Raw genomic sequence first — 26,476 nt, 5'->3', positions numbered from 1 at the left:
TTCCCCACTGCTGCCTCCCGTAGGAGTCTGGGCCGTGTCTCAGTCCCAGTGTGGCCGGTCACCCTCTCAGGTCGGCTACCCGTCGTCGCCTTGGTAGGCCGTTACCCCACCAACAAGCTGATAGGCCGCGGGCCCATCCTGTACCGATAAATCTTTCCACCCAAAGTCATGCAACCTTGGGTCATATCCGGTATTAGACCCAGTTTCCCAGGCTTATCCCGAAGTACAGGGCAGATCACCCACGTGTTACTCACCCGTTCGCCGCTCGTGTACCCCGAAGGGCCTTACCGCTCGACTTGCATGTGTTAAGCACGCCGCCAGCGTTCGTCCTGAGCCAGGATCAAACTCTCCGTTGAAGACTCTCAACTCATGTCCGAAGACACAAATCAGAAATATCTAAACTAGAGTCCGAAAACCTAGCAAAGCCAAACACCAGCAAAAAAGTTTCGCTGTTGTTTTTCAATGTCCAACTTCCATGACCGGGGGGTACATGAAAGCTGGAACCAATATAAATATTGGCACTGACATTCATCGACACACTATTGAGTTCTCAAAGAACACACGCACACACGTCTACCCACAACTTCTCGTAGGGGTTTCGGTGAGGCAAGGGTTCAAACTTTAGCTCAGGAAGCTCACCGGAAGCAAGTTCCGATCAAGTAACCCTGAACACATGATCAGTCAGGCGCTCAACGTCCTACCTCGTGTCCCGGCCGCTGGGCGGCTGAGTCGGTGTCCGTGTCGCTCTGACTCGAATAAAGTTACGTGCCGACAAACGCGAAGTCAAATCGGCTGGTCAAGGGCGGTTTCCAAGCAGCGGACCGGCGGTGAACCAGCTCGGTGCGGCCGCGGTGAAGCGGTGGCGGTCCCACTGTCCAGCGCCGGCGGGGATCGCGCCGACTATCGGGGTCTCGGTGACTCGCGGAAGGTCGTCGCGATTGCACCGGGACGCGAGGTCGGGATCGGTCGGCCAGGAGCCGATGACCAAGCCGGCGCAGGGAACACCTGCCGCGGCGAGGGTCCGGGTGGTGAGTTCACTGTGGTTGAGGGTGCCCAGGCCGGCCGCGGCGACAACCAGTACCGGTGCACCGATCTTCTGGGCGAGGTCGAGCAGGGTGAACTCGCCCATCCGGACCAGCAGTCCGCCCGCGCCTTCGACCAGCACCAGATCGGCATCGGCGAGCGATTCGACGGCGGCGACGGTCTCGCTCAGGGTCAGCAGCGGCATGGCCGCGCGCCGCGCGGCGGTGTCGGGAGCGAGTGGTTCCGGGTAGCGAGCGAGCTCGAGGGTGCGGGTCACCCCGGTCAGGCGGATGACCTCGGCGAGGTCGCCGGGTTCGCCGGGGGCGATGCCGGTCTGCGCAGGCTTGCAGACAGCGACCGTGCGTCCCGCCGCCTGTGCGGCCGCGGCCAGTGCCGCGGTGACGACGGTTTTGCCGACGTCGGTCGAGGTGCCGCTGATCAGCAGGACAGTCATGCCGTCACCGATTCCTTGCCGCGGGCCGACGCGAGAACGTCGCCGAGGACCTCGGCGATCGTCTCGAGTTCGGCGGATGTCAGGTCGGCGCGGGCGGTGAGCCGCAGCCGTGAGGTGCCTTCGGGAACCGACGGTGGGCGGAAGCAGCCGACGTCGAGGCCGCGGGCGCGGCATGCCTGCGCGGCATCGAAGGCGACTCGAGCTTCGCCGAGGACGACGGAAACAACCGCGGAATCCGGTTCGGGGACCCCGGCGATCCGGGCGATGTCGGCGGCGCGGTCGAGGACGCGGGTGGCCATCGACGGGTCGCGGCGCAGCAGCGACAGCGCGGCGCGAGCCGCACCGACGGCGGCGGGAGCGAGGCCGGTATCGAAGATGAAGGTGCGCGCGGCATCGATGAGGTGGGCCCGGATTCTGGCATCGGCCAGGACGACGCCGCCCTGGGCGGCGAATGCCTTCGACAGCGTCGCGGTGATCACGAGGTCCGGTTCACCCGCCAAGCCCAGCTCGTGCACGAGCCCGCGTCCGCCCTCGCCACGGACCCCGAGTCCGTGCGCTTCGTCGACGATCAGGATCGCGCCGTTCGCACGGGTGACGCGATGCAGGTCGGCCAGTGGTGCGAGATCGCCGTCTGCGCTGAAGACCGAATCGGTGAGCACCAACGCGCGCTCTTCGGTGCGCTCGGCGAGCAGTCGTTCGATCGCGGCGACATCGCGGTGCGCAGCGATCGCGACTCTGGCACGGGAAAGCCTGCACGCGTCGACCAGTGAGGCGTGCGAGCCCGCGTCGGAGACCACGAGGGTGCCGCGTCCGGCCAGCGCGGTGACCACGCCGAGGTTGGCGGCGTAGCCGGTCGCGAAGACCAATCCTGTTTCGGCGCCGACGAATTCGGCCAGTTCGAGTTCGAGGAGCGCGTGCTCGGTGGTCGTTCCGGTGACCAAGCGAGAGCCCGTGGAGCCTGCTCCCCAGCGCCGCACCGCCTCGATCGCGCCCTCGACGACCTCCGGGTGCCGGTGCAGGCCCAAGTAGTCGTTGGAGGCGAGGTCGATCGCGGACGACTCGGCGACGCGCTCGCGCAGATGCCTGCGTAGCCCCGCGTCGACCCGTTCGGCCGCACGCTCGTCCAACCAGCTCAACGGATCCGTACTCACAGTTGAGCAGCATACTTGAACACCGTTCAGGACGGTCGGGCTCATGCGATCGAGGCCTTCACCGCCGCGCCCACGGCCTCGGTGATGGCGGCGATGTCGGCGCTGGTGCTGATGAACGGGGGCATCGTGTAGACGAGATTGCGGAACGGGCGCAGCCAGGCGCCCGCGTCGACGGCGGCATCGGTCGCGGCGCGCATATCGACGGGTTCGTCGAGTTCGACGACGCCGATCGCGCCGAACACGCGGACTTCGGCGACACCGGGCAGCTCGGCCAGCGGCGCGAGGCCGGCCCGCAACTCCGACTCGATCCTGGACACCTCGCCTCGCCAGTCCCGCGAGCGCAGCAACTCGATCGAGGCGACCGCGACGGCGCAGGCCAGCGGGTTGCCCATGAAGGTCGGCCCGTGCATCAGTCCGCCGTGTGCCGCGCTGATGGTCTCGGCGATCCGCGTGGTGCACAGCGCCGCCGCCAGGGTGAGGTAGCCGCCGGTCAGCGCCTTGCCGACGCACATCACGTCGGGCGCGACGCCCGCGTGGTCGGCGGCGAACAGCTCGCCGGTGCGGCCGAACCCGGTGGCGATCTCGTCGAAGACGAGCAGCACGTCGTTGTCGTCGCAGATCCGGCGCAGTTCGGTGAGGTAGCGCGGATCGTGCCAGCGCATGCCGCCCGCGCCCTGGACGACCGGTTCGACGATCACCGCGGCCAGTTCGTCGCGATGATCGGCGACGGCGCGTTCGAGCTCGGCGACGTATCCGGGTTCGAACTCTCGTGGCGGCGCGGGGACGAAGACCTGCTCGGTGAGGACGTCGGTCCACAGGGAGTGCATGCCGCCATCGGGGTCGCAGACGCTCATCGGGGTGAAGGTGTCGCCGTGATATCCCCCGCGCCAGGTGAGCAGCCGGTTCTTCGCCGGGCGCCCGGCGCCGCGCCAGTACTGCAGGCACATCTTGGTCGCGACCTCGACCGACACGGAGCCGGAGTCGCAGAGGAAGACCTTGTCGAGACCGGCGGGCGTGAGTTCGACCAGCAGTTGGGTCAGCCGGGTGGCCGGTTCGTGGGTGAGCCCGCCGAACATCACGTGACTCATGCGCTGGGATTGCGCGAGCAGGGCCGCGTCGAGGACCGGGTGGCAGTAGCCGTGGACGGCCGCCCACCACGAGCTCATCCCGTCGACGAGTTCGCGGCCGTCGGCGAGAGTGAGTCGCGTTCCTGCCGCGCTCGCCACGACCAGCGGCTCGGTGGTCGCGGGGAATCCGCCGTAGGGATGCCAGACGTGTTCGGCATCGAGGGCGGTGATCTGCTCGGGGGTCAGGTCCACAGGTTTCCTCGTCGTCGCCCGGTGCTGCCGAGACGACAGCCTTGAACACTGTTCAAGTTATCACCTGCCGTCATCGGCGGGCGGGGTGTCGGCATGATGGGCGATCGCGGCGGGGAGCCGGGCGAGGGCGTCGCGGACCACGGCGAGCGATTCCGCGCCCAGCTCGGCGGCGATCATCCGTTCGATGCGCTGGATGTGCTGCCCGGCCAGCGCCATCACCTCCCGACCGGCCGTGGTGGTGACCACCAGCCGCGCGCGCCCGTCCGCGGGATCGGGCGCGCGCTCCACGTATCCGCACTTCTCCAAGTGCGTGACCAACTCCCCCATCGACTGCTGGGTCATTCCGGCGGCCTCGGCCAGCGCGGTCACCCGGGAGCCTTCCGGTGCGAGGTATCGGAACACCGCGTAGTGCGCTGGGCGCAGATCGGTTCCGAGCCCGGCGCGCAGCGCGGGGTTCAGCGCGCGCTCGTAGGCATCGGCCGCCTGGACCAGCAGTTTCAGCAAGGAGGACCGCTCAGCCATTGACATAATAGGAAGGTTACCTTTATACCTGGATCATGGCTGACATCGGTTCCGTCCTCACCTTTCGCAACGGGCATCGGGTCACGCTCGTCGATCGTGGCGCCGACGCGCAGGGCGCCTATCTCCGACTCGAACACGTACTGCCCCACGTCGGCCGCGAAGCGGGCCCGCACTGGCATCCGGAGATCAGCGAAACCTGGACCGTTCGCACCGGTCAGGTGCGCTTCCGGATCGGCGGCGAAGAGATCGTCGCGAAGCCCGGCGACACGGTCACCGCTGCGCCGCGCGTCGTCCACGAGTTCTGGAACGAAGCCGGCGACACCGTGATGGACCACGTGATCCGTCCGCCGCTGCGGCACTGGGAGATGTTCGCGTTCTGGAGCGGCCTCGACAACGCGAACCAGACGACGACGAGCAAACTGCCCCGCAATCCGCTCGCCCTCGGGCTGCTGTGGGAGTACCAGGACGGCTATCTCGCCGGTCCGCCCGCATTCCTGCAACGGCTGATCTTCGGCGGACTGGCCGGGCTCGCGCGGCGCACGGGCTACGCGCGGCGGCTGCTCGCGACCACATCGGCCTGAGCGGCGGTCAGCGAGCGGCCGGTCACATCGTGCGCGGTGGGGCCCGGGGTTCCATTACTGTCGTAGCATGTCGAGCCCGAACGACCGACCCGAGGTGTGGCCGGGCACCCCGTATCCGCTCGGCGCGACCTACGACGGCGGCGGCACGAACTTCTCGGTGTTCTCCGAAGTCGCCACCGAGGTCGAGCTCTGCCTGATCGCCAAGGACGGCTCCGAGACCCGCGTCGACCTCGACGAAGTCGACGGCTATGTCTGGCACGCCTACCTGCCCTCCGTCACCCCGGGGCAGCGGTACGGCTTTCGGGTCCACGGTCCGTACGATCCGGAGCTCGGATTGCGCTGCGACCCCAGCAAACTGCTGCTCGACCCGTACGGGAAAGCGTTCGACGGCGAATTCGTCAACGATCCCTCGCTCTATACCTACGGGCTGGATTCGCTGGGCAACACGATGACCGGGGTGGTGATCAACCCGTTCTTCGACTGGGGCCCCGACCGCCCGCCGAACCGGCCGTACCACGAGACGGTGATCTACGAGGCGCACGTCAAGGGCCTGACGATGACGCACCCGGATATCCCGGAGGACCTGCGCGGCACCTATGCGGGCCTGGCGCATCCGGCGATCATCGGGCATCTGAAGTCGCTGGGCGTCACCGCGATCGAGCTCATGCCGGTGCACCAGTTCTTCCACGATCACGTGCTCACCGATCAGGGCTTGCGCAACTACTGGGGCTACAACAGCATCGGGTATCTCGCACCGCACAACCAGTATTCGGCCCGGCCGCGTGGCGACGGTGCGGTCGCGGAGTTCAAGGCGATGGTGCGCGCGATGCACGCCGAGGGCATCGAGGTGATTCTCGACGTCGTCTACAACCACACCGGCGAGGGCAACCACAACGGGCCGATCCTGAGCCTGCGCGGGATCGACAACGCCGCCTACTACCGGCTCGACGAGGCCGACCCCGAGCACTACAAGGACTACACCGGCACCGGCAACAGCCTCAATGTCCGGCATCCGCACACGCTGCAACTGATCATGGATTCGCTGCGGTACTGGATTCTGGACATGCACGTCGACGGCTTCCGCTTCGACCTCGCCGCCACCCTGGCACGCGAATTGCACGACGTGGACCGGCTTTCCGCGTTCTTCGACCTGGTACACCAGGATCCGGTGGTGAGTCAGGTCAAGCTCATCGCCGAACCGTGGGACGTGGGCGAAGGCGGCTACCAGGTCGGCAACTTCCCCAGCCTGTGGACCGAGTGGAACGGCAAATACCGGGACACAGTGCGTGACTACTGGCGCGGGGAGCCCGCGACACTGGGCGAGTTCGCCTCTCGGCTCACCGGGTCGTCGGATCTGTACGAGTCGACGGGCCGCAGGCCCGGTGCCAGCATCAACTTCGTCACCGCGCACGACGGCTTCACGCTGCGCGACCTGGTGTCCTACAACGAGAAGCACAACGACGCCAACGGTGAGGGCAACCGGGACGGTGAAAGCCACAACCGATCCTGGAACTGTGGTGTCGAAGGTGAGACCGACGATCCCCGGGTCCTCGCGCTGCGTGCACGTCAGCAACGCAATCTGCTGGCCACGCTGATTCTGAGTCAGGGCACGCCGATGCTCGCCCATGGTGACGAGATCGGACGCACGCAGCTCGGCAACAACAATGTGTACTGCCAGGATTCGCCGGTGGCGTGGATGGACTGGTCGCTGGCGGAGTCGAATGCCGACCTGCTCGAGTTCACCCGCACGGTGATCGCCTTGCGCACCGACCATCCGATCTTCCGGCGTCGCCGCTTCCTGGCCGCGGGGCCGAGCGACGATCAGGGTCACCGACGCGAGATCGCCTGGTTCACGCCCGCGGGCACCGAGATGACCAACGACGACTGGGACAGCGGCTTCGGGAAATCACTGGCCGTGCTGCTCGACGGTGACGGCATCGCCGAACCGGGTCCACGGGGTGAGCGCATCACCGACGACTCGTTCCTGCTGTGCTTCAATGCGCACGACGAAGCGATCGATTTCGTACTGCCCGGACCGGAGTTCGGCGCGCAGTGGTCGCTCGCCCTGGATAGTTCGACCCCGACCGGCGCGGCCGACGCGGTGTACGCCGCGGCGGCGACGCTGCCGGTCGCCAGCCGCTGCCTGCTCGTATTGCGCCGAACCACCTAGCCGCCGAGCGAGACGATGACCGAGACCTATGTGACCGACCCGCTGACCATGCTGCACCGCGCGCCCGTCCGGGCGGGCACGGTGCGCAGCACCTACCGGTTGCAGTTGCGCCCCGACGCGCTCACCTTCGCCGATGCCCGCGCCATCGCCGAATACCTGCAGCAACTGGGTATCTCGCACCTGTACCTGTCGCCGATCCTCACCGCGACGCACGGGTCGACGCACGGTTACGACGTCACCGACCCCACCACGGTCTCCGCCGCGCTCGGCGGGCCGACGGGCCTCAAAGCGCTCTCCGACGAAGTGCGGAGCCGGGGTATGGGATTGATCGTCGACCTGGTGCCCAACCATGTGGGTGTCGCCGATCCGCGACAGAATCGGTGGTGGTGGGATGTGCTGCGCAACGGCCAGAAGTCGCAGTACGCCAAGTATTTCGACATCGACTGGAGCTCGGGCAACGGCGCGGGCGGGCGGCTGGCGCTGCCGGTCCTGCAGAACGAGAACGACCCGGCCGCGCTCACCGTCGACCGGTCCGGCGCGGAACCGATGCTGGCCTTGCACGATCTGCGATTCCCGATCGCGGCGGGCACCGACGGTGACAACGCACTGCGCATCCACGACCGCCAGCACTACCGGCTGGTGAGCTGGAAGGCCGGGGTGTGCACGTATCGGCGGTTCTTCGCGGTGAACAGTCTGGCCGCGATCCGGCAGGAAGACCCGGAGGTGTTCGAGGCGACGCACCGGGAGCTGGCGGCCTGGTGCGAACACGATCTGATCGACGGCGTTCGCGTCGATCATCCGGACGGCTTGTCGCATCCGAGCGCGTATCTGACCCGGTTGCGCAGGCTGATCGGGCCGCAACGGCTCCTGCTCGTCGAGAAGATCCTCGCCAATCGCGAGCCGTTGGACGCGACGCTGCCGGTCGACGGCACCACCGGCTACGACGCGCTCGCCGATCTCGGTGGAGTGCTGATCGATCCGGCGGGCGAGGCGACGCTGACCGAACTGTCCCAACACGTCGCGGGGCACGGCAGCGACCGGGCGTGGTTCGGTGAAACCGAGCATCGGATCAAACGCGCTGTCGCCGAAACCATTCTGGCGCCGGAGATCCGGCGATTGGTCGCCGCGATCAAACGCGACGGCAACGCGGGCAGTTTCGACACTCTCGCGGTGAGCAACGCGACCATCGAGGTACTGGCTTTCATGCCGGTGTACCGGGTGGATTACGCACCGCTGGCCGGGATGACGGCCGCGGTCGTGGCGGAGGTGGAGAAGCGCAACGCCGAGCTGACGGCGCCGCTGTCGGTGCTGGTGACCGCGCTGTCGGTGGGGGGTGAAGCGGCGACGAGGTTCTCGCAGGTGTGTGGGGCGATCACCGCCAAATCGGTCGAGGACACGATGTTCTATCAGGGTGCGCGGCTGGTGTCGCTGCAGGAGGTGGGCGGCAATCCGGCCCGATTCGGCCACTCCGTCAACGACTTCCACCTGTCCAACAGTGAACGCGCGCAGCGCTGGCCCGCGACCATGACCACGATCTCGACCCACGACACCAAACGCGGAGAGGATGTGCGTGCCCGGATCGGGGTATTGTCGCAGGTCGCCGATGTCTGGTCGCAGCGGGTTCGAGGCTGGCTGGAAACCACCCCCGCGCCCGACGGGGCGACCGCGTTGTTCCTGTTGCAGAACATGTTCGGGGTGTGGCCCGCCGACGGGCGACCCGCCTCGTCGGTGCCGGGGCTGCGGGACCGGCTGCACATGTTCGCGGAGAAGTCGATTCGCGAGGCGGGCACGAAGACTTCCTGGGAGGAGCCGGACGCGGCGTTCGAATCGGCCGTGCACGGCTGGCTCGACGCGGTGATCGATGGACCGGTCGGTACCGGCATCGGCGATCTGGCCCACGAGCTCGCGCCGCACGCGTGGTCGGACGCGGTGGCGCAGAAGCTCTTGCAGCTGGGCGCGCCGGGGATTCCCGATATCTATCAGGGCACCGAGTTGTGGGAGGACTCCCTCGTCGACCCCGACAACCGGCGGCCGGTGAACTTCGCCACCCGGGTCGGGATGCTCCAGTCACTCACCGACACACCGACTTTGGACACCACCGGCGCGGCGAAGATGTGGGTGGTCGCCTACGCGCTGTGGTTGCGCCGGGAGCGGCCGGAGTGCTTCGTCGGCGGGATGTACCGCCCGCTCTATGCCATCGGTGAGCACGCGCATCGGTTCATCGCCTACGGGCGGGGGCCCGCGGGCGAAGCGCCGGAGGTGATCGTGGCGGCGACCCGGCATTCGGTCGGGCTCGGCACGACGGGCTGGCTGGACACCACTTTGCCGCTGCCGCAGGGCAACTGGACCGATCGGCTCACCGGGAACACCTTCGCGGGGAGTGCGCGGGTGGACAAACTGTTCGCTCGACTTCCTGTCGCGTTGCTGGTGCGCTGACAGCACTCACGGGCCAGAAGGCGCGCACCCGCGAGGGACCGACACTGCGCGAGCCGGTCCCTCGTGTCCAGCTCAGCGACTACGACGTAGTCCCAGATACTGCAGCGCGGCGAAACCGCCGACAGTCACCGACTGCATCACCGCCCACACCACACCCACCGTAGTGAGACCGAGCGCACCGGTCGACAGCGCGGCGAGACTGGCCACGACCCAGACGGTGTTGCCCATCGCCACCGCCGACGCCGCAGCCCGGTTGACCGGCGCCGATCGGCCGACGACGGCGACGGCCAGGCCGTAGGCGGTGAGGAACGCGCCGATCGCGAGGCCGACACCGGCATCGAGTCCGAGCAGCCGTTCCAGTGGTTGCGCCAGTGCCAGGTAGGCCAGGCCGTTGGCGGTGGTGACGACGGCGTCGAGGCGCAGCGACAGCCGCAGCAGGTTCTCGCCGGAGGCGAACAACGCGGACAGGCGGGACGGAGCGGTGGTGGTCATGGCGGATCTCCTTGGCTGCGAAGGGGTCAGGTGGTGGCGGGAACCTGGTCGAGGAAGCCGTAGACGCTGTCGATGCGGCCGTCGGTGAGGACGGCGACGTCGAAGCCGATCACCACGGCGGGGGCGTCGGCGGGGCCGAGGCCCCAGGTGAAGCGGACCTGGTCGTGATGGGCGTCGACGGGACCGGCCAGGGTGAATGTCCAGTCGGGGAACTGAGCCTGGACACCGGCGATGGCGGCCTCGAGTTCGGCGTGGCCGGTGACCGCGACCAGCGGGTCGACGTAGCGGGCCCGCGGGGTGAACAGACGGGCGACGGCGGAGCGGCGGGCGGCGGGCTCGCGGGTGTTCCACGCTTCCAGGTACTGTGCGACGACGGTGTTCATCTCGACCTCCGAAATAGGTTGTGAGCTGGTGTTTCGCTGGTAGTTCCTGCGATGGGCACAACGTTATGGCGCGAGGGGGGTCGGTCGAATCAGTCGCGTATAGGTACTTTTCCCGGCGCGGCTGCCCGCGGTACCGGTACGGCGATACGGTGGAGCCCATGCTGCACGGACGCGATGCCGAACAGGCCAGGATCGATGACCTGCTCAGCGGGGCGCGCGCGGGGCGAAGCGGGGCCATGGTGGTGCGCGGCGAGGCCGGGATCGGGAAGACCGCGCTGCTGGATTACGCGGCAGCGCAAGGTGTTCCGACAGTGCGTAGCGCGGGGATCGAGTCCGAGGCCGAATTGCCCTTCGCGGCACTGCATCTGCTGGTCCGGCCAGGTATGGAGCTCGTGCGCCACCTGCCGTCGCGGCAGCGTGACGCGCTCGAGTCGGCGTTCGGGCTCGGCGATGGCGCACCCGCCGATCGGATGCTGATCGGGCTGGCGGTACTGACCCTGCTCGCCGAGGAGGCAGCCGACGGGCCGCTGCTGTGCCTCATCGACGACGCGCATTGGCTGGACCGGGCCAGCGCGGAGGCACTGCTGTTCGCGGCGCGCAGGCTCGAGGCCGAGGGAGTGGTGATGCTGTTCGCCACGCGCTCGGGACCGCAGGATTTTCCCGCGCCCGGGCTGCCAGAACTCGCCCTGTCCGGTCTGCGTCCCGAGGCGTCGGCGGCACTGCTCGATGCCGGTACGACCCCGCTGAGTCCGGCCGTCCGGTATCGATTGCTCACCGAGTCGGGCGGTAATCCCCTTGCGCTGCTGGAGCTTCCGGCAGTTGTCGGCGACGGCAGTGTCGACGACGCGAATCCGCTGCCGTTGTCGCAGCGGTTACAGCTGGCCTTCCACGGCCGCGTCACCCGCTTGCCCGCGTCGACGCGGACCGTGCTTCTGGTCGCGGCGGCGGCCGGTGCCGCGGACCTGGCGCCGATCCTGCGTGCCGCGGCCGGTCTCGGTGCGTCACTGCGGGATCTGCAACCCGCCCAGGACGCGGGCATGATCGGCACCGACGGTCAGGTGCTGACCTGGCACCACCCACTGCTGCGGTCGGCGGTGTATCAAGGCGCCGCGCTCACCGACCGGCTGGCCGCCCACCGCGCCCTGGCCGACGCACTGAGCGGCGACGACACCGCGGACCTGCGGGCATGGCATCTCGCCAGTGCCGCAACAGGTCCCGACGAGAACACCGCCACCACACTCGAGCACACAGCCGACCGTGCCCGGCGCCGCCACGGCCTCCATGCCGCCGTGACCGCCTACGATCGCGCGGCCGCGCTGAGCATCGACACGAACGCCCGCGTGCGCAGACTCGTCCTCGCCGCCGAGTCCGCGACGGAGGCGGGCCTCACCGACCGCGCAGAGCGACTGGCCGAGCGAGCCGCGTCCCTGTGGAGCGACGTCCGCGAGCCGGCGGGCGATGCCCCCGGCGCGCCAGCAACCGGCGGCCCGGCGCAGCAGGCGGCGCGACCTGGCGAACGAAAGGCTGTCGGCGCTGCCGGGGTAGTCGGCGGGGGCGGCGAGCAGGGCAGTGCGGCCGAGGAAGGCGGAGCCGCGTTCGCGCTGCGGCTGGACCTGGTGCGGGCGCAAGCCGAATTCGCGGGCGGCAAACCGGGTTCCGCGCATCGGCGGTTGATGTCAGCGGCCGTCGCGATGCGCGAATCCGATCCCCGTGGCGCGGCCCGGATTCTGACCAAGGCCGTGCACACCGCCTGGTACCTCGGACCCGATGAGCTCGACGAGGTCGCCGATGTCCTGGCGACGCTGCGGCTGATGGAGGAAGACCCCGCGACGCCGATCGCGCGCTACCTGACCGGGTCGGTGACGGGTCAGCGGGTCGCCGACCTGCGGGACGCGGCGGCCGCCGCCCGGACCGGCGGGGCGGACAGTCCGGCCGACCTGGTGCAGCTGTGCGGCAGCGGTTTGGTCGTCGGGCAGGACGAGCAGGTCGAGGAACTGGCCGGCGAGTTGATCAGGGAATGCCGGGAGCAGGGGCGGATCGGGTTGCTGGCGCCGCTGCTGTTCTTCCGATCGGAGGGGTTGTTGTTCGGCGGGCGACCGAGGGAGAGCCGGATCGCGGCCGAGGAAGGGCTGCGGATCGCACAGGACATCGGACAGGCGCAGTGGATCAGTCAGATCCACGCATTTCTCGCGTATCTCGCCGCGCTACAGGGTGATTCGGCAGCGTGTCGCGACCATGCCCAGCGGGCGGCGGCCGAGGAATTCGGCGGGCCGGGCGCGGTCGGTGCGTCGTGGGCGCACGCGGCCGTGGCGCTGCTGGCCCTCGGTGAAGGCAGGCTGGAGCAGGCAAGGACCGAGCTCGCGCAGATGACGATCGAACCGGCGCGGCACCACGTCATCGGGCTGCGCACACTGCCGGATCAGATCGAGGTGGCGGTTCGGCTCGGCGCGACCGACCGCGCGACCGAGGCGCTGGATCGGCTCACCGCCTGGTCGCAGCGGACCGAGCAGGAGTGGATCGCGGCGCTGGCGGCCCGTGGCCGGGCGTTGCTGGCCGACGGCCCGGCGGCCGAACAGCATTTCGTGGCCGCGCTCGCCGCCAACCGGCCGTTCGACGAAGCCCGCACTCGGCTGCTCTACGGCGAGTGGCTACGCCGGGACAAGCGCAAGGTCGACGCGCGGACCCAGCTGGAACAGGCGACAGCGCTGTTCGATCGGCTCGGCGCGGCACCGTGGAGCGAACGCGCGCGCACCGAACTGGGCGCGCTCGGTGTCGGAACCGGTACGCGTGCGAGCGGCGGCCCGCTGAGCCTGCTCACCCCGCAGGAATCACAGATCGTGCGGCTGGCCGCGCAGGGATTGTCGAATCGGGAGATCGCGGCACGGCTGTTCCTGAGTCACCGCACCGTCGGCCATCACCTGTACAAGGCGTATCCGAAGCTGGGCGTGCTGTCGCGCGGTGAGTTGAGTTCGCTCGACCTGACGGAATGATCCGCCATCCGGGGTGCACGAACCTGGCCTGGTGCCCGAATCAGTGGCGCGACGCGGTGCGGGTGGCGCCGACGGTCCAGCGAACGGCGGCGACCGCGGCGGCCGCCAGCACCGCGACCTGCGGCGACCCGATGATCAGCAGCAGCAGCGCGGCGACCACGAGCGCGGCAACGAGCGCCTCGAGCTTGTAGACCGGCCAAGCACTACCCGCGATGTCGACGGTCGCGGATGCTGCCGATGAGGTGAGCACTGCCATGCAGACCAGGATAGGCGTACATCGAAGTTCGGTCCACCGAACTTGTTCGAGTGGCTCTATCGGGAACATCACAGGGCGATGGTTCGTTGTGCAGGTCATGCCACTCACAGGAGAGTACGCACCGAGCACTTCGGACTGGGCACGCGAACAGGCCGAGACCTACGAGAACTCCGGCGGCGCCGAGGGCACCTCGTTGCAGGGCAAGCCCGTCATCCTGCTCACCACCAAGGGCGCCAAGACCGGCAAGCTGCGCAAGACGCCGCTGATGCGGGTCGAGCACGACGGCGAGTACGCCGTCGTCGCGTCGCTGGGCGGGGCGCCGAAGAATCCCGTCTGGTACCACAACATCAAGGCCGATCCGCACGTCGAACTGCGCGACGGCACCACCACCAAGGACTACACCGCGCGCGAGCTCACCGGCGACGAGCGAGCGCAGTGGTGGGAGCGCGCGGTCGCCGTGTGGCCCGACTACGACGAGTACACGAAGAAGACCGATCGCGTGATCCCGGTCTTCGTCCTCACGCCGCGCTGAACCGCAGGTCCGAGCCCATCCGCCGTGGTCGCCACGGCGGATGGTTCCGCTCGCCGAGCGCGCGAACCGCCTCGGTAGCATTGTCCGGGTGTCCCCCATCGCTGACGTCGCCGAAGTGTCCGTAATCCGTCCGCCGCTCACCGCGGACGAGATCGACGCCGCCGCCAAGCGAATTTCCGACATCATCGAGCCGACTCCGCTGCAGTACAGCGCGCGGCTGTCGGCGAGCACCGGTGCGCAGGTGTACCTCAAGCGCGAAGACCTCACCGCGGTTCGCTCCTACAAGCTGCGCGGCGCCTACAACCTGATGGTGCAGCTCACCGCCGCCGAGCGCGCGGCCGGTGTGGTCACCGCCAGCGCGGGCAATCACGCGCAGGGCGTGGCGTTCGCCTGCCGGGCGATGGGTGTGCGCGGGCGCATCTATGTGCCGACCACCACCCCCAAGCAGAAGCGCGACCGCATCCGCGTGCACGGCGGCGAGTTCGTCGAGCTGATCGCCGTCGGCGAGACCTACGACGCCGCGGCCGCGGCCGCCGCCGACGATGTCGCCCGCACCGGCGCCACCATGGTGCCGCCGTTCGACGACCCGCGCACCGCCGCGGGTCAGGGCACCATCGCCGCGGAGTTCCTCGACCAGCTCGGCACGGCCCCCGACCTGGTGATCGTCCCGGTCGGCGGCGGCGGCTGTCTCGCCGGCATCGGCACCTACCTGCGCGAACGCGCACCGCACACCGGTCTGCTGGCCGTCGAACCCGCGGGCGCGGCCTCGCTGACCGCCGCGCTGGTCGCCGGCGCACCGGTGACGCTGCCCGAGATCGACCCGTTCGTCGACGGCGCCGCCGTGCGCCGCATCGGCGAACTGCCCTACCGGGCGGCGGCGTCGTTCGGCGGCCGGATGGTCTCGCATGCCTCGCTGCCCCTGCTCACCACACCCGGATCCTCCACCGGGACAGCGGCTTTCCGGGTGATGCTGGTCGACGAGGGCGCTATCTGCACCGCGATGCTCGACCTCTACCAGAGCGAAGGCATCATCGCCGAGCCCGCGGGCGCGCTGGCCACCGCGGCCTTGGCCGAGATCGACATCGCGCCCGACAGCACGGTCGTGGTGCTGGTCTCGGGTGGCAACAACGATGTGTCGCGCTACGGCGAGATCATCGAGCGCTCACTGGTGCACCGTGGTCTCAAGCACTACTTCCTGGTCGACTTCCCGCAGGAGCCCGGTGCGCTGCGCCGCTTCCTCGACGATGTTCTCGGCCCCGACGACGACATCACCATGTTCGAGTACGTCAAGCGCAACAACCGGGATACCGGGGCCGCACTGGTCGGCATCGAGCTCGGTGCCACCGACAATCTGGCGTCGCTGATGCACCGTATCGAGGAGTCCCCGATCCAGGCCGAACGCCTGGAACCGGGCTCCCCCGCCTATCGCTACCTGACGTAGGTCCGCCGCGCGGCGGTCACGCCGCCGCGCGGTCCTCGCGGTGTCCTGACGTGCGACTCGCGCGCACGCTCGACACGACCAGCGGCAGTAGCCAGCCCATGGCGAGCTGGTCGTAGGGCAGCAGTATCTGGTCGAGACGGTTGTGGACGTAGGCCACCGAGAGGCCCGACTGCGGGTCGACCCAGCCGAACGAACCGCCGAGCCCGATATGGCCGAAGCCGTGCCGCGCGCCGGGGACGGGCAACGAGTGATAGCCCAGGTGCCACATCATCGGCAGGTAGAACAGCGCGTGGTCGAGCCGGTAGCTCTGCACCCGGCGGATCGCGGCGTGCGTGCTCTGCTGCAGGTACGGCGTGCCGTCGACGGTGACGCCGTCGGCCAGCGCCGCGTACATCTTCGCCAATCCGGCGGCCGTCGCGACACCGTTGCCCGCGGGCATCTCGGTGTTCAGGATCGTGGGGTCGTCACCGTCGAGAATGCCGTCGAGGCCGGGCACGAACAGGCAGCGAGCGGCCGCGCCGAGCGGTCCGGGCAGCCGGAATCCGACATTGGCGAGGAAACTGGCGCCGACGGGATGCGCGGCGAAGCTCAGGTGCGCGCCGGCCAGCCGGGCGTATTCGGTCGACGAGTCCGCGGCGGGGCGACCGAGGTGGATGCCGTCGATACCGAGCGGATCGGTGACCTCGGTGCGGATCAGCTCGCTCATACTCCGGCCGGTCACGCCCCTGGCCAGGCCCGCGAGCAGCCAGCCGTAGGTCAGGGCGTGATAGGTGGGGGTGCCGAGCATCCGGTCCGGGGTGGCCAGTGCCAGGCGGTCCTCCATCAATTCGTGATCGAGGGCTTCCGCGGCGGTGTTTGCGACCGAGGACAGCGACGACAGCCCGGAGCGGTGGGTGAGCACGTCGGCGACGGTGATCGCGCCCTTGCCGTGCGCGGCGAAACGCGGCCAGTATTCGGCGACCGGCGCTTGGTAGTCGATCAGTCCGCGGTCGGCGAGCCGGTGGATGACGGTGGCGGTGACACCCTTGGTCGCGGAGAACACGATCGCGCCGGTCTCGGCGTTCCATGGTCGGTCACCCGCACTACCGGTCCAGAAATGGGCGAGTGGTTCACCGTGCCGATAGATCGCGAGCGCACCGCCCGCGTCGCGGCGATGGCCGATCAAGGTGGCGAAAGCGCGCACCAGCGGACCGAATCCGGCCGGGGCGAAACCCCCGACACCGGCCGGGAGGGCAGCGCTGTCCTGCCCGTAAGCGTCGTTGCTCATCATCCGACTATACGGCGTTATGCCTATTCGGCAACGCCACGTTTCGGAATGTGGCCGACCCGTAGCCCGGCGTCATCACTCGGTGACCACCGTGCCCGCGCCGTCACCTTCCTCGAGCACCGCGAAACTGTGACCCGAAATCAGTGTTCCCGCACCGCTTTCGGTGGCAGGCGACCAGGCCAGCAGCACCCGACCGTGCACCGGGATCACCACTTCGTCCTCGGCGAGGTTGCACACCACCGAGATTCGGCCACGACGCAGGACGAACCAACGCTGTGCTTCGTCATAGTCGGCCCACACCCGTTCCAGCCATGGATCGGCGAACTCGGGCCGCGACTTGCGCAGGGCGAGCAGGCCGCGATAGCAGGCGAGCAATCGGGCATGCGGTTCGCGACCGACCTCGGTCCAGTCGAGCTTGGAGCGGGTGAAGGTGTCCGGGTCCTGCGGGTCGGGCACCTCGTCGCTGGACCAGCCGTGCTCGGCGAATTCGGCGCGGCGCCCGGTGGCGGTGGCCGCGGCGACGACCGGGTCGGTGTGGGAGGTGAAGAACTGGAACGGGGTGCGCGCGCCCCACTCCTCCCCCATGAACAGCATCGGCGTACTCGCCGAGAGCAGCACCAGCGCCGCCTTCACCGCGAGTTGACCCGGGGTGAGGTAGGCGCTGGGGCGATCACCGGTCGCGCGATTGCCGATCTGATCGTGATTGCAGGTGTAGCCGAACAACGCGCTGCCGGGGACGAGGTCGCGACGCAGCGGCGCGCCGTGGGTGCGGCCGCGGAAGCTGGAATAGGTCCCGGCGTGGAAGAAGCCGTGGGTGAGTGTCTGCGTGAGGCAGGCCAGTGAGCCGAAATCGGCGTAGTAGCCCTGTCTTTCGCCGGAGACCGCGGTGTGCACGGCGTGGTGCAGGTCGTCGTTCCACTGGCCGGTGAGCCCGTAGCCGCCTGCCGCGCGCGGGGTGATCAGGCGGGGGTCGTTGAGGTCGCTTTCCGCGATCAAGCTGAGCGGTCGGCCCAGATGTGCTGCCAGCGCGGTGGTTTCGACGACGAGCTCGTCGAGCAGGTGGGTGGCGGTGCGGTCGACCAGCGCGTGGACGGCATCGATACGCAAGGCGTCGAGGTGGAATTCGCGCAGCCAGCGCAGGGCGTTGTCGATGATGTAGGCGCGGACCGCGTCGGAGCCGGGGCCGTCGAGGTTGAGGCTCTGACCCCAGGTGTTGCGGCCCGCGGTGAGGTAGGGGCCGAAGCGCGGCAGGTAGTTGCCGCACGGGCCGAGGTGGTTGTAGACCACGTCGAGGCAGACCGCGAGACCACGGGCGTGGCAGGCGTCGACGAAGCGTTGCAGGCCGTCGGGACCGCCGTAGCTTTCCTGTACCGCGTACCATCCGACGCCGTCGTAGCCCCAGTTGTGGGTGCCGTCGAAGGCGTTCACCGGCATGAGTTCGACGGTGGTGACGCCCAGTGTCACGAGATGGTCGAGGTGCTCGATCGCCGCGTCGAAGGTTCCCGCGGGGGTGAAGGTGCCGATGTGGAGTTCGTAGAACACCGAGCCGGCCACGGGTCGGCCGGTCCAGTTCCGGTCGGTCCAGGCCGTCTGATCGAGATCGTGGACTGCGGAGGTTTCGTGCACGCCGTCGGGTTGGCGAGCCGAGCGCGGGTCGGGCAACACCGTCGGGTCGTCGTCGATCAGGAAGCCGTAACGGGCACCCTGACCTGCGTCGACGCGGACCGACCAATTGCCGCCACCGTTTCTGCGCATCGGGTGCTCGACCCCGTCCAGTTGCAGCCGCACCGCCCCCGCCTCCGGCGCCCACACCCGAAACTGCCTCATCGGCCCAGCATCGCATGCCCCGCGCCGGTGTGCTCGATCAACGATTCACCGCGCGTGCGCGGCGACCCCGACCGGTCCCGCGCCGACGCACAGCGACTGCCGCTCGTCGAGGGATCTGATCCGCAGGGTGTCGCCACCGCCGAGCAGCCGGACGTACACGGTGTTCAAGCCCGCGCGCACGTCGGCGATCGTCTCGGTCTGGCCCTCGAAGGACAGCGCGATCCGGCCGTCCCGTTCGGCGTTGTAGTTCACCTGGGCGGTCCAGTCGCGGATCTGCATGGGGCCGTCGAGGGGGAGGTTGGCGCCGGCGGTGCCGTGCACGCGGTACCCGCAGCGGGGTTCGGGGCCCTCGACGATGGCGCGGTTCCACCAGACCTGCGCGTCGACGACGGCGCCCTCATCGGTGATCATCCGCAGGCGCGGAGTCGAAAGGGCGAAGGTGGTGGGGGTCGCGATCGGGGCGAAGACACGGTCGGTCATGTTCTCGGGGAAGGCCAACGGGTTCAAGACATTCCACGGAACCTCTTGGGGCAGCAGCGGCGCGTCGGCGGCGCCGGGGAGCGCGGCTCGCACGCCGCTCACGTAGGTGCGGGCCGGGCTCGGTTCCCAGGACCTGGTGAAGGTGATCGTCGAGTACACACTGCTCGCGAGGAACACGATGATCGCCGAGATACCCACTGCCTGCCGAGCTCGGCCATCACGCCCCACCGCGACCGGAGCCGATCCGCTGACGGTGCGCGCACGGGCCGGATCGATGTCAGCCGGAATTCGCCGGTGTGCGGGCTCGTTCGATCCGAATGCAGAACTCGACCGGCGCCGACGGGGTGCCAGCGTGATCAACGCGAGCGCGACGGTCGCGATGACGGCGAAATCGGCGAAGTAGCGCACCGATTGGAGGAGCAGACCCGCGGTACTCGGGCCGTCACGCAGCAGGACGACGGGCGCGATGGTCAGGACCGCGTATCCGGCGGCGCTCACCCAGATCGCGATGACCCGGCAGCGGGTACGAATCGTCCACGCCGCGAACAGGATCAGCGACAGCCAGCTCAGCGCGACCAGCAAGCTCGGCGAGTCCGCCCACGGCGTGGCGGGTTGCCAGCGTTCCCAGCGCCATGGACCGCCGAACAGCGCGGGTACCAACCCGTCGGACAGCGCGCGGCTCCACAGGGACCCGGGATGTTCGGGAGCCGAGAGCCCCCTCGGACGTTGGATGACGAGCAGAAAACACGCCGACCACGTCAGCAGCACCGCGCCGCCCGCCGTCCACAGCGCGCCCCCACGCCGAGCGGCCTTCTGTACGGATCCGCCCGTCACGTGCGCGGCCAGCACTGCCACCGCGAAAGCCACCGGCAGCACGACCACCGATTTCTCGAAGAACAGCAACGCCACCGCGAACACCGCGGCCCCCGACACCGCATATCGACGCCGCCCGGTTCGCACCAACAGCACCGCGTCCGCGCTCACCCACGCGAGTGCGATCTGCAACGGCAGCGCGTTCACCGCCGCCGACCACCAGGCGAACGCGGGCACCGTCAGCGGGACGAACAGGTAGAACGCCAGGGGTCCGAGCAGGCGGGTGCGGACCCCGAGCAGCACGATCAACAGTCGCAGCACCGCCAGCGAAGCGAGCAGTTGCAACCCGATCAGCACCACGACGGCGGCTGCCCAATTCAACGGCGCCACCTCGGTGACCAGCCAGGTCAGCACGAACGCCAACGGCATCACGTGCCCGTCATGACTGGTGAACAGCAATTCGGTCGAGAACACCGGCTGGCTGCTCACCCGGCCGATCAGCAGGAAATCGTCCCAGTAGAAGAATCCGGACGCGGCCACCCAGCCGCGCAGGACCAGCTGCGCCACGATCAGCGCCGCCGCGACGAGCAGCACCGTCCGCCCGGTGATCCGCCACGGCACCGGCCGCGACGGGTCACGGGAGTGCGGTGGCGAGTCGAGCAGCGGCACGGACGTCACGTCTCTCGACGCTAGCCCGTAGTTCGCGAGGCGGCCATCACGACCCACCACAGGGGAGTCACCGAGGGGCTGTGTTCGCGGACAGTCCAGTTTTGGACTGATCTGTTCAAAATGTGTTACGGTCGTCGGCATGGCCAGACCCAAAGAATTCGACGAGCACCGCGCCGTGGACGCCGCGATGCGGGCGTTCTGGTCCGCCGGTTACGAGGCGACCTCCACCCAGGACCTCTGCGCCGCGACAGGCTTGGGCCGCAGCAGCATCTACAACACCTTCACCAGCAAGCGCGATCTGTTCGATCGAGCTCTGCGCCACTACATGACCACCCAGAACGCCCCCCTCTTCGACATCCTCGACAACGACGCACCGGCCAGGGAGCGGATCGCCGACATCCTGCGCCGGACCGCCGAGGCGTCCGAAACCGAACCGTCGGGCTGCCTCGTGGTGAACTCGATCGTCGAACTCGCCCCCCACGATGCCGCTGCGCGCGCGCTCCTGGATGCCGATGGCGAGCGCCGTCTCGACGCACTCACGGCGACTGTCGAAAGTGGTAAGCGCGCAGGCGAATTCGCCGCCGATCGGGATGCCCGCGCCATCGCCCAGTTCCTGACCGCCACCATCAGCGGCATGCGCGTCGCGGCGCGCGGCGGAGCGGATCACGCCACCCTGACCGCGATCGCCGAGACCGCGATGCGCTGCCTCTGAGATCCACCGGCCCCCATCGCCTTTCATCATGGCTTGATTTTGAACTGATTGATCCAAAATAGTTCGACGTACGAGAGGTTGTCATGCCGACCGCTGTCTACATCCTGGGCCTGTCCATCTTCGCCCAGGGCACCTCCGAGCTGATGCTGGCCGGACTTCTCCCCGACCTGGCCGCCGACCTGGGAGTCTCCATTCCCCGTGCGGGACTGCTCATCTCGGCCTTCGCGCTCGGCATGCTGGTCGGCGCGCCACTGCTGGCCGTGGTGACGCTGCGCTGGCCACGCCGTGACGCACTGCTGGCCTTCCTCGCGATCTTCGTCGCGGCGCACGTCGTCGGCGCGCTGAGCGACGACTACTCGGTGATCTTCGCGACCCGGGTGGTGAGTGCCTTCGTCTACGCGGGGTTCTGGGCGCTGGCGGCGGCGACCGCGGTGAGCCTGGTGGCCCCGCAGTTACGCGGACGGGCGATGAGCATCGTCGCGGGTGGACTCACCATCGCCACGATCATCGGGGTGCCCGCGGGCACCGTCATCGGCCAGCATCTGGGCTGGCGCGCGGCCTTCTGGTCGGTCGCCGGGCTGTCCGCACTGACGATGATCGGTGTGTTCACGAAGATTCCCGGCGGTCGACCCGCCAGGGTCGCGGACTTGCGGGGCGAATTGCGGGTGATGGCGAATGTGCGGCTGTGGGTGTCCTACGCCGCCACCGCGCTGTCGACGGGTTCGGCGTTCGTCACCTTCGCCTACCTCGGCGCGATGCTGGCCGACACCACCGGCATCTCGGCGGCGTGGGTCCCGGCGGTGCTGGGTCTGTACGGCGTCGGCGGGTTGATCGGTATCACGATCGGCGGTCGATTCGCCGACGCGCACCCGTTCCGCACGCTGTACGTGGGCGCCGCGGGGATGACGGTGATCGCGGCCACGATCGCTGTCACCGCGCGCTTCCCGGCGCCGACGATCGTGCTCGTCTTGTTGCTCGGCGCTGTCGGTTTCGCCACGAACCCGGCCCTGAACACCCGCGTTTTCACGCTGGCCGACGGCGCCCCGACACTGGCCGCGGCGACCAACTACTCGGCGTTCAATGTCGGAATCACCGTCGGTCCATGGCTGGGCGGACTGGCCATCGGCGCGGGGCTCGGCTTCGCTTCGGTCGGCTGGATCGGCGCCGGACTCGGTCTGGCCATGCTCGCCACCGTCGGGCTGTCCCATCGGCTGGAACGTGAACCCCGCACGGCCGCCGGCACTTCCGAGCCGCGACTACCAGCGCTCACCCACCCGTAGGTCATGAGACGTCGAAACCACCCGCGACAGATACGGGTGGTTTCGACGTCTCGGGCTCAGCCCAGGCAGCCCGGGCCGAGTAGCGCTTTCAGGTCCCCCATCAAGGCGGAGGAGGGAGACACTCGCCAGGCGTCGTCGAGTTTGAGCATGGTGGTCTTCTCCCGGGCGCCGACATGACGGATGAAGACATCCGAGGTGCCCTGGTGCCGGGTGAGGACCTTCTTCAGCTCACCGAGCTTGTCGGGCGTGCACATCCGGGTCGTCATCACCACCGCCACCGGCTTGGCCACGCCGATGGCCGAGAGGTCGGGAACGACGAGGTCGTTGGCGATCAGGGAGATGCGGTCGTCACGCACCGAGACGCGGGCCTTCACCAGCACCACGGCGTCTTCGACCACATCCATGCCGTACACCGAGTACGACTGCGGGAAGAACAGCACCTCCACGCCACCGGTGAGGTCTTCCAATTGGGCCGAAGCCCAGGCCAACCCGTTCTTGTTGATCCGGCGGTTCACCGAGGCGAGAATGCCGCCGATGGTCACCTGCGCGCCGTCCTTGACGTCGCCTTCCAGGATCGCCGGGATAGGGGTGTCGACCTGCGCTGCCAGCACGTGCTCGACGCCGTTGAGCGGGTGGCCGGACACGTAGAGGCCCAGCATCTCCCGTTCGAGGGCGAGCTTGTGCTTGGTCTCCCATTCGTCCTCGGGGACTTTGACATTGAAGACCGACGCCATCGAGTCGTCGCCGTCACCGAGGCCGCCGAACAGGTCGAACTGGCCGATCGCCTCGGCCTTCTTGGTCGACATCACCGCGTCGATCGCGTCGGAGTGGATCAGCAGCAAGCCCTTGCGCGGATGCCCGAGGGAGTCGAATCCGCCTGCCTTGATGAGGGATTCGGTGACCTTCTTGGAGCAGGCGATCGCGTCGATCTTGTTCAGGTAGTCGGAGAAGTCGGTGAACTTCGACTTCTCCTTGCGCGCGGTGATGATCGAGCCGACCACGTTGGTGCCGACGTTGCGGACCGCGCCGAGACCGAACCGGATATCGGTGCCGACGGAGGCGAAGTTCAGCTCCGATTCGTTGACATCGGGCGGCAGCACCGTGATACCCATCTTGCGGCAATCCGACAGGTAGATGGCGGCTTTGTCCTTGTCGTCACCGACGGAGGTGAGCAGACCGGCCATGTACTCGGCCGGGTAGTTGGCCTTGAGGTAGGCCGTCCAGAAGGAGACGAGGCCGTAGCCGGCGGCGTGCGATTTGTTGAACGCGTACCCGGCGAACGGGAGAATCGTGTCCCACAGCGCCTTGATGGCGGGCTCGGAGAAGTCGTTGGCCAGCATGCCGTCACGGAAGCCGGCGTAAGCCTCTTCCAGGACGGACAGCTTCTTCTTACCCATGGCGCGGCGCAGGATATCGGCTTGGCCGAGCGAGTACCCGGCCACCTTCTGCGCGATCTGCATGATCTGTTCCTGATAGACGATCAGGCCGAAGGTGTCGGCCAGGATCTCTTTCAGTGGCTCTTCGAGTTCGGGGTGGATCGGTTTGACTTCTTGCCGGTTGTTCTTGCGGTCGGCGTAGTCGTTGTGGGCGTTCATGCCCATCGGGCCGGGGCGGTACAGCGCGAGGACGGCGACGATATCGCCGAAGCCGGTGGGTTGCATGCGGCGCAGCAGGTCGCGCATGGCGCTGCCGTCGAGCTGGAACACGCCGAGGGTGTCGCCGCGGGCGAGCAGTTCGTAGGTGGCCGGGTCGTCGAGCGGCAGGTTGTCCATGTCGAGATCGATGCCGCGGTTGGCCTTGATGTTCTCCAGGGCGTCACCGATGACGGTGAGGTTGCGCAGGCCGAGGAAGTCCATCTTCAGCAGGCCGATGGCCTCGCACGACGGGTAGTCCCAGCCGGTGATGATCGCGCCGTCCTGGGCGCGCTTCCACACCGGGATCGCGTCGGTGAGCGGCTCCGAGGACATGATGACCGCGCAGGCGTGCACGCCCGCGTTGCGGATCAGACCTTCCAGGCCTTTCGCGGTCTCGTAGATCTTGGCGATGTCGGGATTGGAGCCGATCAGTTCGCGGACCTCGGCAGCTTCCTTGTACCGCTCGTGGTCGGGATCGGTGATGCCGGAGACCGAGATGTCCTTGGCCATGATCGGCGGCGGCAGCGCCTTGGAGATCTGGTCGGCGATGGCGAAACCGGGCTGGCCGAACAGGACTCGCGCGGAGTCCTTGATCGCGGCCTTGGTCTTGATGGTGCCGAAGGTGATCACCTGGGCTACGCGGTCGCTGCCCCACTTCTCGGTGGCGTAGCGGACCATCTCACCGCGGCGGCGATCATCGAAGTCGATATCGATATCGGGCATCGACACGCGCTCGGGATTGAGGAATCGCTCGAACAGCAGACCGTGCGGGATGGGGTCGATATTGGTGATACCCATCGCGTAGGCGACCAGCGAACCGGCGGCCGAACCACGACCGGGACCGACCCGGATACCGACCTCGAGCGCGTGCTTGATCAGGTCACCGACGACGAGGAAGTAGGCCGGGAAACCCATCTCGCAGATGACTTTGAGTTCGAAGTCGGCACGGTCGAGGTATTCGCGCGAGGGACCGTCCGGGAAGCGGCGATCGAGACCGTCGAGGACTTCCTTGCGCAACCAGCTGGCCTGGTCGTGGCCTTCGGGCACCGGGAAGATCGGCATCCGGTCGCGGTGAGCCCACACGTCGTCGTAGGACTGCACCCGCTCACCGATGAGCTCGGTGTTGTCGCACGCGCCGGGGACCTCGGCATCCCAGATCGCGCGCATCTCCGCGGCGGACTTGAGGTAGTAGCCGTCACCGTCGAACTTGAAACGGGTCGGGTCCGACAGCGTCTTGCCGGTCTGAATGCACAGCAGCGCTTCGTGGTTGACCGACTGGTCCTTGGTGACGTAGTGGCAGTCGTTGGTGGCGATCGGCGGGATGCCGAGCTGCTTGCTGATGTCGATCAGGCCCTCGCGGACCCGGCGCTCGATGGACAGACCGTGGTCCATCACCTCGAGGAAGAAGTTGTCGGCGCCGAAGATCTCCTGCCACTTCGCGGCGGCTTCGAGCGCTTCGCGATCGTGGCCCAGACGCAGGCGGGTCTGCACTTCACCCGACGGGCAGCCGGTGGTCGCGATGATGCCCTCGGCGTGCTGGGCGATGATCTCCTCGTCCATGCGCGCCCACTTGCCGAGCTGGCCCTCGATCGAGGCGAGCGAGGACAGCTTGAACAGGTTGCGCAGGCCGGTCGCGTTCTCGGCGACCATCGTCATGTGGGTGTAGGCACCCGAGCCCGAGACGTCGTCGCCCTTCTGACCCGGATCGCCCCACTTCACCCGCTTGGTGTCGAAGCGCGAGCCCGGTGCGATGTAGGCCTCGATGCCGATGATCGGCTTGATGCCCGCCTTCTTGGCCGAGTTGTAGAACTCCGAGGCGCCGTACATGTTGCCGTGGTCGGTCATGCCGACCGCGGTCATGCCCAACCGATCCGCCTCCGCGAACAGCGGCGAGATCTTCGCCGCTCCATCGAGCATCGAGTACTCGGTGTGGTTGTGCAGGTGAACGAACGATCCGGACGGAGCCAAGACGGTCCTTCCTCCCATAGAGTCGGCGGGGGTTGGCCTTGGCATTCTATGCACGGGGGTCCGACAGATTCGGCAC

19 protein-coding genes and 1 rRNA gene are annotated in these 26,476 nt (G+C 68.2%); 8 read left to right on the top strand and 12 right to left on the bottom strand.

All coding sequences use genetic code 11. The features are described from left to right. The 5 genes from ACWGCN_RS19050 to ACWGCN_RS19030 all read right to left on the bottom strand — a co-directional run. Window positions 1–356 (bottom strand): 16S ribosomal RNA (locus ACWGCN_RS19050); the annotation flags it as partial. Between the two features lie 440 nt (window positions 357–796). Next, window positions 797–1,477, bottom strand: coding sequence for a dethiobiotin synthase (gene bioD / locus ACWGCN_RS19045; protein WP_452459865.1), 681 nt, complete (start codon window positions 1,475–1,477; stop codon window positions 797–799). Next, window positions 1,474–2,673, bottom strand: a complete 1,200-nt coding sequence (locus ACWGCN_RS19040) for an 8-amino-7-oxononanoate synthase (protein ID WP_452459864.1) — start codon at window positions 2,671–2,673, stop codon at window positions 1,474–1,476. Before ACWGCN_RS19040 ends, bioD begins: the two co-directional genes overlap by 4 nt. Beyond that, on the bottom strand, window positions 2,670–3,947 hold the full coding sequence (locus tag ACWGCN_RS19035; protein WP_452459863.1) for an adenosylmethionine--8-amino-7-oxononanoate transaminase: 1,278 nt from the start codon (window positions 3,945–3,947) through the stop codon (window positions 2,670–2,672). The genes ACWGCN_RS19040 and ACWGCN_RS19035 overlap by 4 nt, the downstream gene beginning before the upstream one ends. A 60-nt stretch (window positions 3,948–4,007) precedes the next feature. Beyond that, a complete protein-coding gene (locus ACWGCN_RS19030; RefSeq protein WP_378992664.1) occupies window positions 4,008–4,469 on the bottom strand; it encodes a MarR family winged helix-turn-helix transcriptional regulator in 462 nt (153 codons plus the stop codon). 35 nt (window positions 4,470–4,504) lie between these two features. Here ACWGCN_RS19030 and ACWGCN_RS19025 point away from each other — a divergent pair, with 35 nt between their 5' ends. From ACWGCN_RS19025 to treY, 3 genes are all read left to right on the top strand, one after another. Further along, on the top strand, window positions 4,505–5,050 hold the full coding sequence (locus ACWGCN_RS19025) for a cupin domain-containing protein (protein WP_378992663.1): 546 nt from the start codon (window positions 4,505–4,507) through the stop codon (window positions 5,048–5,050). 67 nt (window positions 5,051–5,117) lie between these two features. Then, the gene (glgX, locus tag ACWGCN_RS19020; protein ID WP_452459862.1) at window positions 5,118–7,220 is read left to right on the top strand and encodes a glycogen debranching protein GlgX; all 2,103 of its coding nucleotides are present in this window, start codon (window positions 5,118–5,120) and stop codon (window positions 7,218–7,220) included. 48 nt (window positions 7,221–7,268) lie between these two features. After that, window positions 7,269–9,656 carry a malto-oligosyltrehalose synthase gene (treY, locus tag ACWGCN_RS19015; protein ID WP_378992690.1) on the top strand — a complete coding sequence of 796 codons (2,388 nt, stop codon included), beginning with the start codon at window positions 7,269–7,271 and terminating at the stop codon, window positions 9,654–9,656. 72 nt (window positions 9,657–9,728) lie between these two features. Here treY and ACWGCN_RS19010 read toward each other — a convergent pair whose 3' ends face one another. Then, window positions 9,729–10,148, bottom strand: a complete 420-nt coding sequence (locus ACWGCN_RS19010) for a hypothetical protein (RefSeq protein ID WP_449971445.1) — start codon at window positions 10,146–10,148, stop codon at window positions 9,729–9,731. Between the two features lie 26 nt (window positions 10,149–10,174). Further along, window positions 10,175–10,531, bottom strand: a complete 357-nt coding sequence (locus ACWGCN_RS19005) for a nuclear transport factor 2 family protein (protein WP_378992660.1) — start codon at window positions 10,529–10,531, stop codon at window positions 10,175–10,177. Window positions 10,532–10,689: 158 nt separating this feature from the next. Between ACWGCN_RS19005 and ACWGCN_RS19000 the strand changes: the two genes are divergently transcribed. Further along, window positions 10,690–13,521: a helix-turn-helix transcriptional regulator gene (locus tag ACWGCN_RS19000; protein WP_452459861.1), complete on the top strand. Its 2,832-nt coding sequence runs from the start codon at window positions 10,690–10,692 to the stop codon at window positions 13,519–13,521. A gap of 40 nt (window positions 13,522–13,561) precedes the next feature. On the opposite strand, the gene ACWGCN_RS18995 is transcribed toward ACWGCN_RS19000, so the two are convergent. Next, entirely contained in the window at window positions 13,562–13,777 is a 216-nt protein-coding gene (locus tag ACWGCN_RS18995) for a hypothetical protein (protein WP_379316668.1), read from the bottom strand. 97 nt (window positions 13,778–13,874) lie between these two features. On the opposite strand from ACWGCN_RS18995, the gene ACWGCN_RS18990 reads away from it, so the two are divergent. Together ACWGCN_RS18990 and ilvA are read left to right on the top strand one after the other, a co-directional pair. Next, window positions 13,875–14,309: a nitroreductase family deazaflavin-dependent oxidoreductase gene (locus ACWGCN_RS18990; RefSeq protein WP_378992654.1), complete on the top strand. Its 435-nt coding sequence runs from the start codon at window positions 13,875–13,877 to the stop codon at window positions 14,307–14,309. Window positions 14,310–14,397: 88 nt separating this feature from the next. Further along, the gene (ilvA, locus tag ACWGCN_RS18985; protein WP_378992653.1) at window positions 14,398–15,750 is read left to right on the top strand and encodes a threonine ammonia-lyase IlvA; all 1,353 of its coding nucleotides are present in this window, start codon (window positions 14,398–14,400) and stop codon (window positions 15,748–15,750) included. 16 nt (window positions 15,751–15,766) lie between these two features. Here ilvA and ACWGCN_RS18980 read toward each other — a convergent pair whose 3' ends face one another. The 3 genes from ACWGCN_RS18980 to ACWGCN_RS18970 all read right to left on the bottom strand — a co-directional run bounded on the left by ACWGCN_RS18980 (window position 15,767) and on the right by ACWGCN_RS18970 (window position 20,815). Further along, on the bottom strand, window positions 15,767–17,017 hold the full coding sequence (locus ACWGCN_RS18980; RefSeq protein ID WP_449971437.1) for a serine hydrolase domain-containing protein: 1,251 nt from the start codon (window positions 17,015–17,017) through the stop codon (window positions 15,767–15,769). A gap of 75 nt (window positions 17,018–17,092) precedes the next feature. Beyond that, window positions 17,093–18,844: a malto-oligosyltrehalose trehalohydrolase gene (gene treZ / locus ACWGCN_RS18975; protein ID WP_452459860.1), complete on the bottom strand. Its 1,752-nt coding sequence runs from the start codon at window positions 18,842–18,844 to the stop codon at window positions 17,093–17,095. 45 nt (window positions 18,845–18,889) lie between these two features. Next, window positions 18,890–20,815 carry a hypothetical protein gene (locus ACWGCN_RS18970; RefSeq protein WP_452459859.1) on the bottom strand — a complete coding sequence of 642 codons (1,926 nt, stop codon included), beginning with the start codon at window positions 20,813–20,815 and terminating at the stop codon, window positions 18,890–18,892. A 130-nt stretch (window positions 20,816–20,945) separates the two neighbouring features. Between ACWGCN_RS18970 and ACWGCN_RS18965 the strand changes: the two genes are divergently transcribed. Then, a complete protein-coding gene (locus ACWGCN_RS18965) occupies window positions 20,946–21,518 on the top strand; it encodes a TetR/AcrR family transcriptional regulator (RefSeq protein ID WP_452459858.1) in 573 nt (190 codons plus the stop codon). A gap of 83 nt (window positions 21,519–21,601) precedes the next feature. Further along, window positions 21,602–22,798 (top strand): Cmx/CmrA family chloramphenicol efflux MFS transporter, encoded by a 1,197-nt coding sequence (locus ACWGCN_RS18960; protein WP_452459857.1) that lies wholly within the window; start codon window positions 21,602–21,604, stop codon window positions 22,796–22,798. 56 nt (window positions 22,799–22,854) lie between these two features. Here ACWGCN_RS18960 and dnaE read toward each other — a convergent pair whose 3' ends face one another. Next, the gene (dnaE, locus tag ACWGCN_RS18955; RefSeq protein WP_378992645.1) at window positions 22,855–26,418 is read right to left on the bottom strand and encodes a DNA polymerase III subunit alpha; all 3,564 of its coding nucleotides are present in this window, start codon (window positions 26,416–26,418) and stop codon (window positions 22,855–22,857) included. Window positions 26,419–26,476: the final 58 nt, after the last annotated feature.

Source organism: Nocardia sp. NPDC055050 (assembly GCF_053608345.1).
Note: the sequence above shows the minus strand (reverse complement) of the source record. Positions and strands in the feature narration are given on the sequence as shown.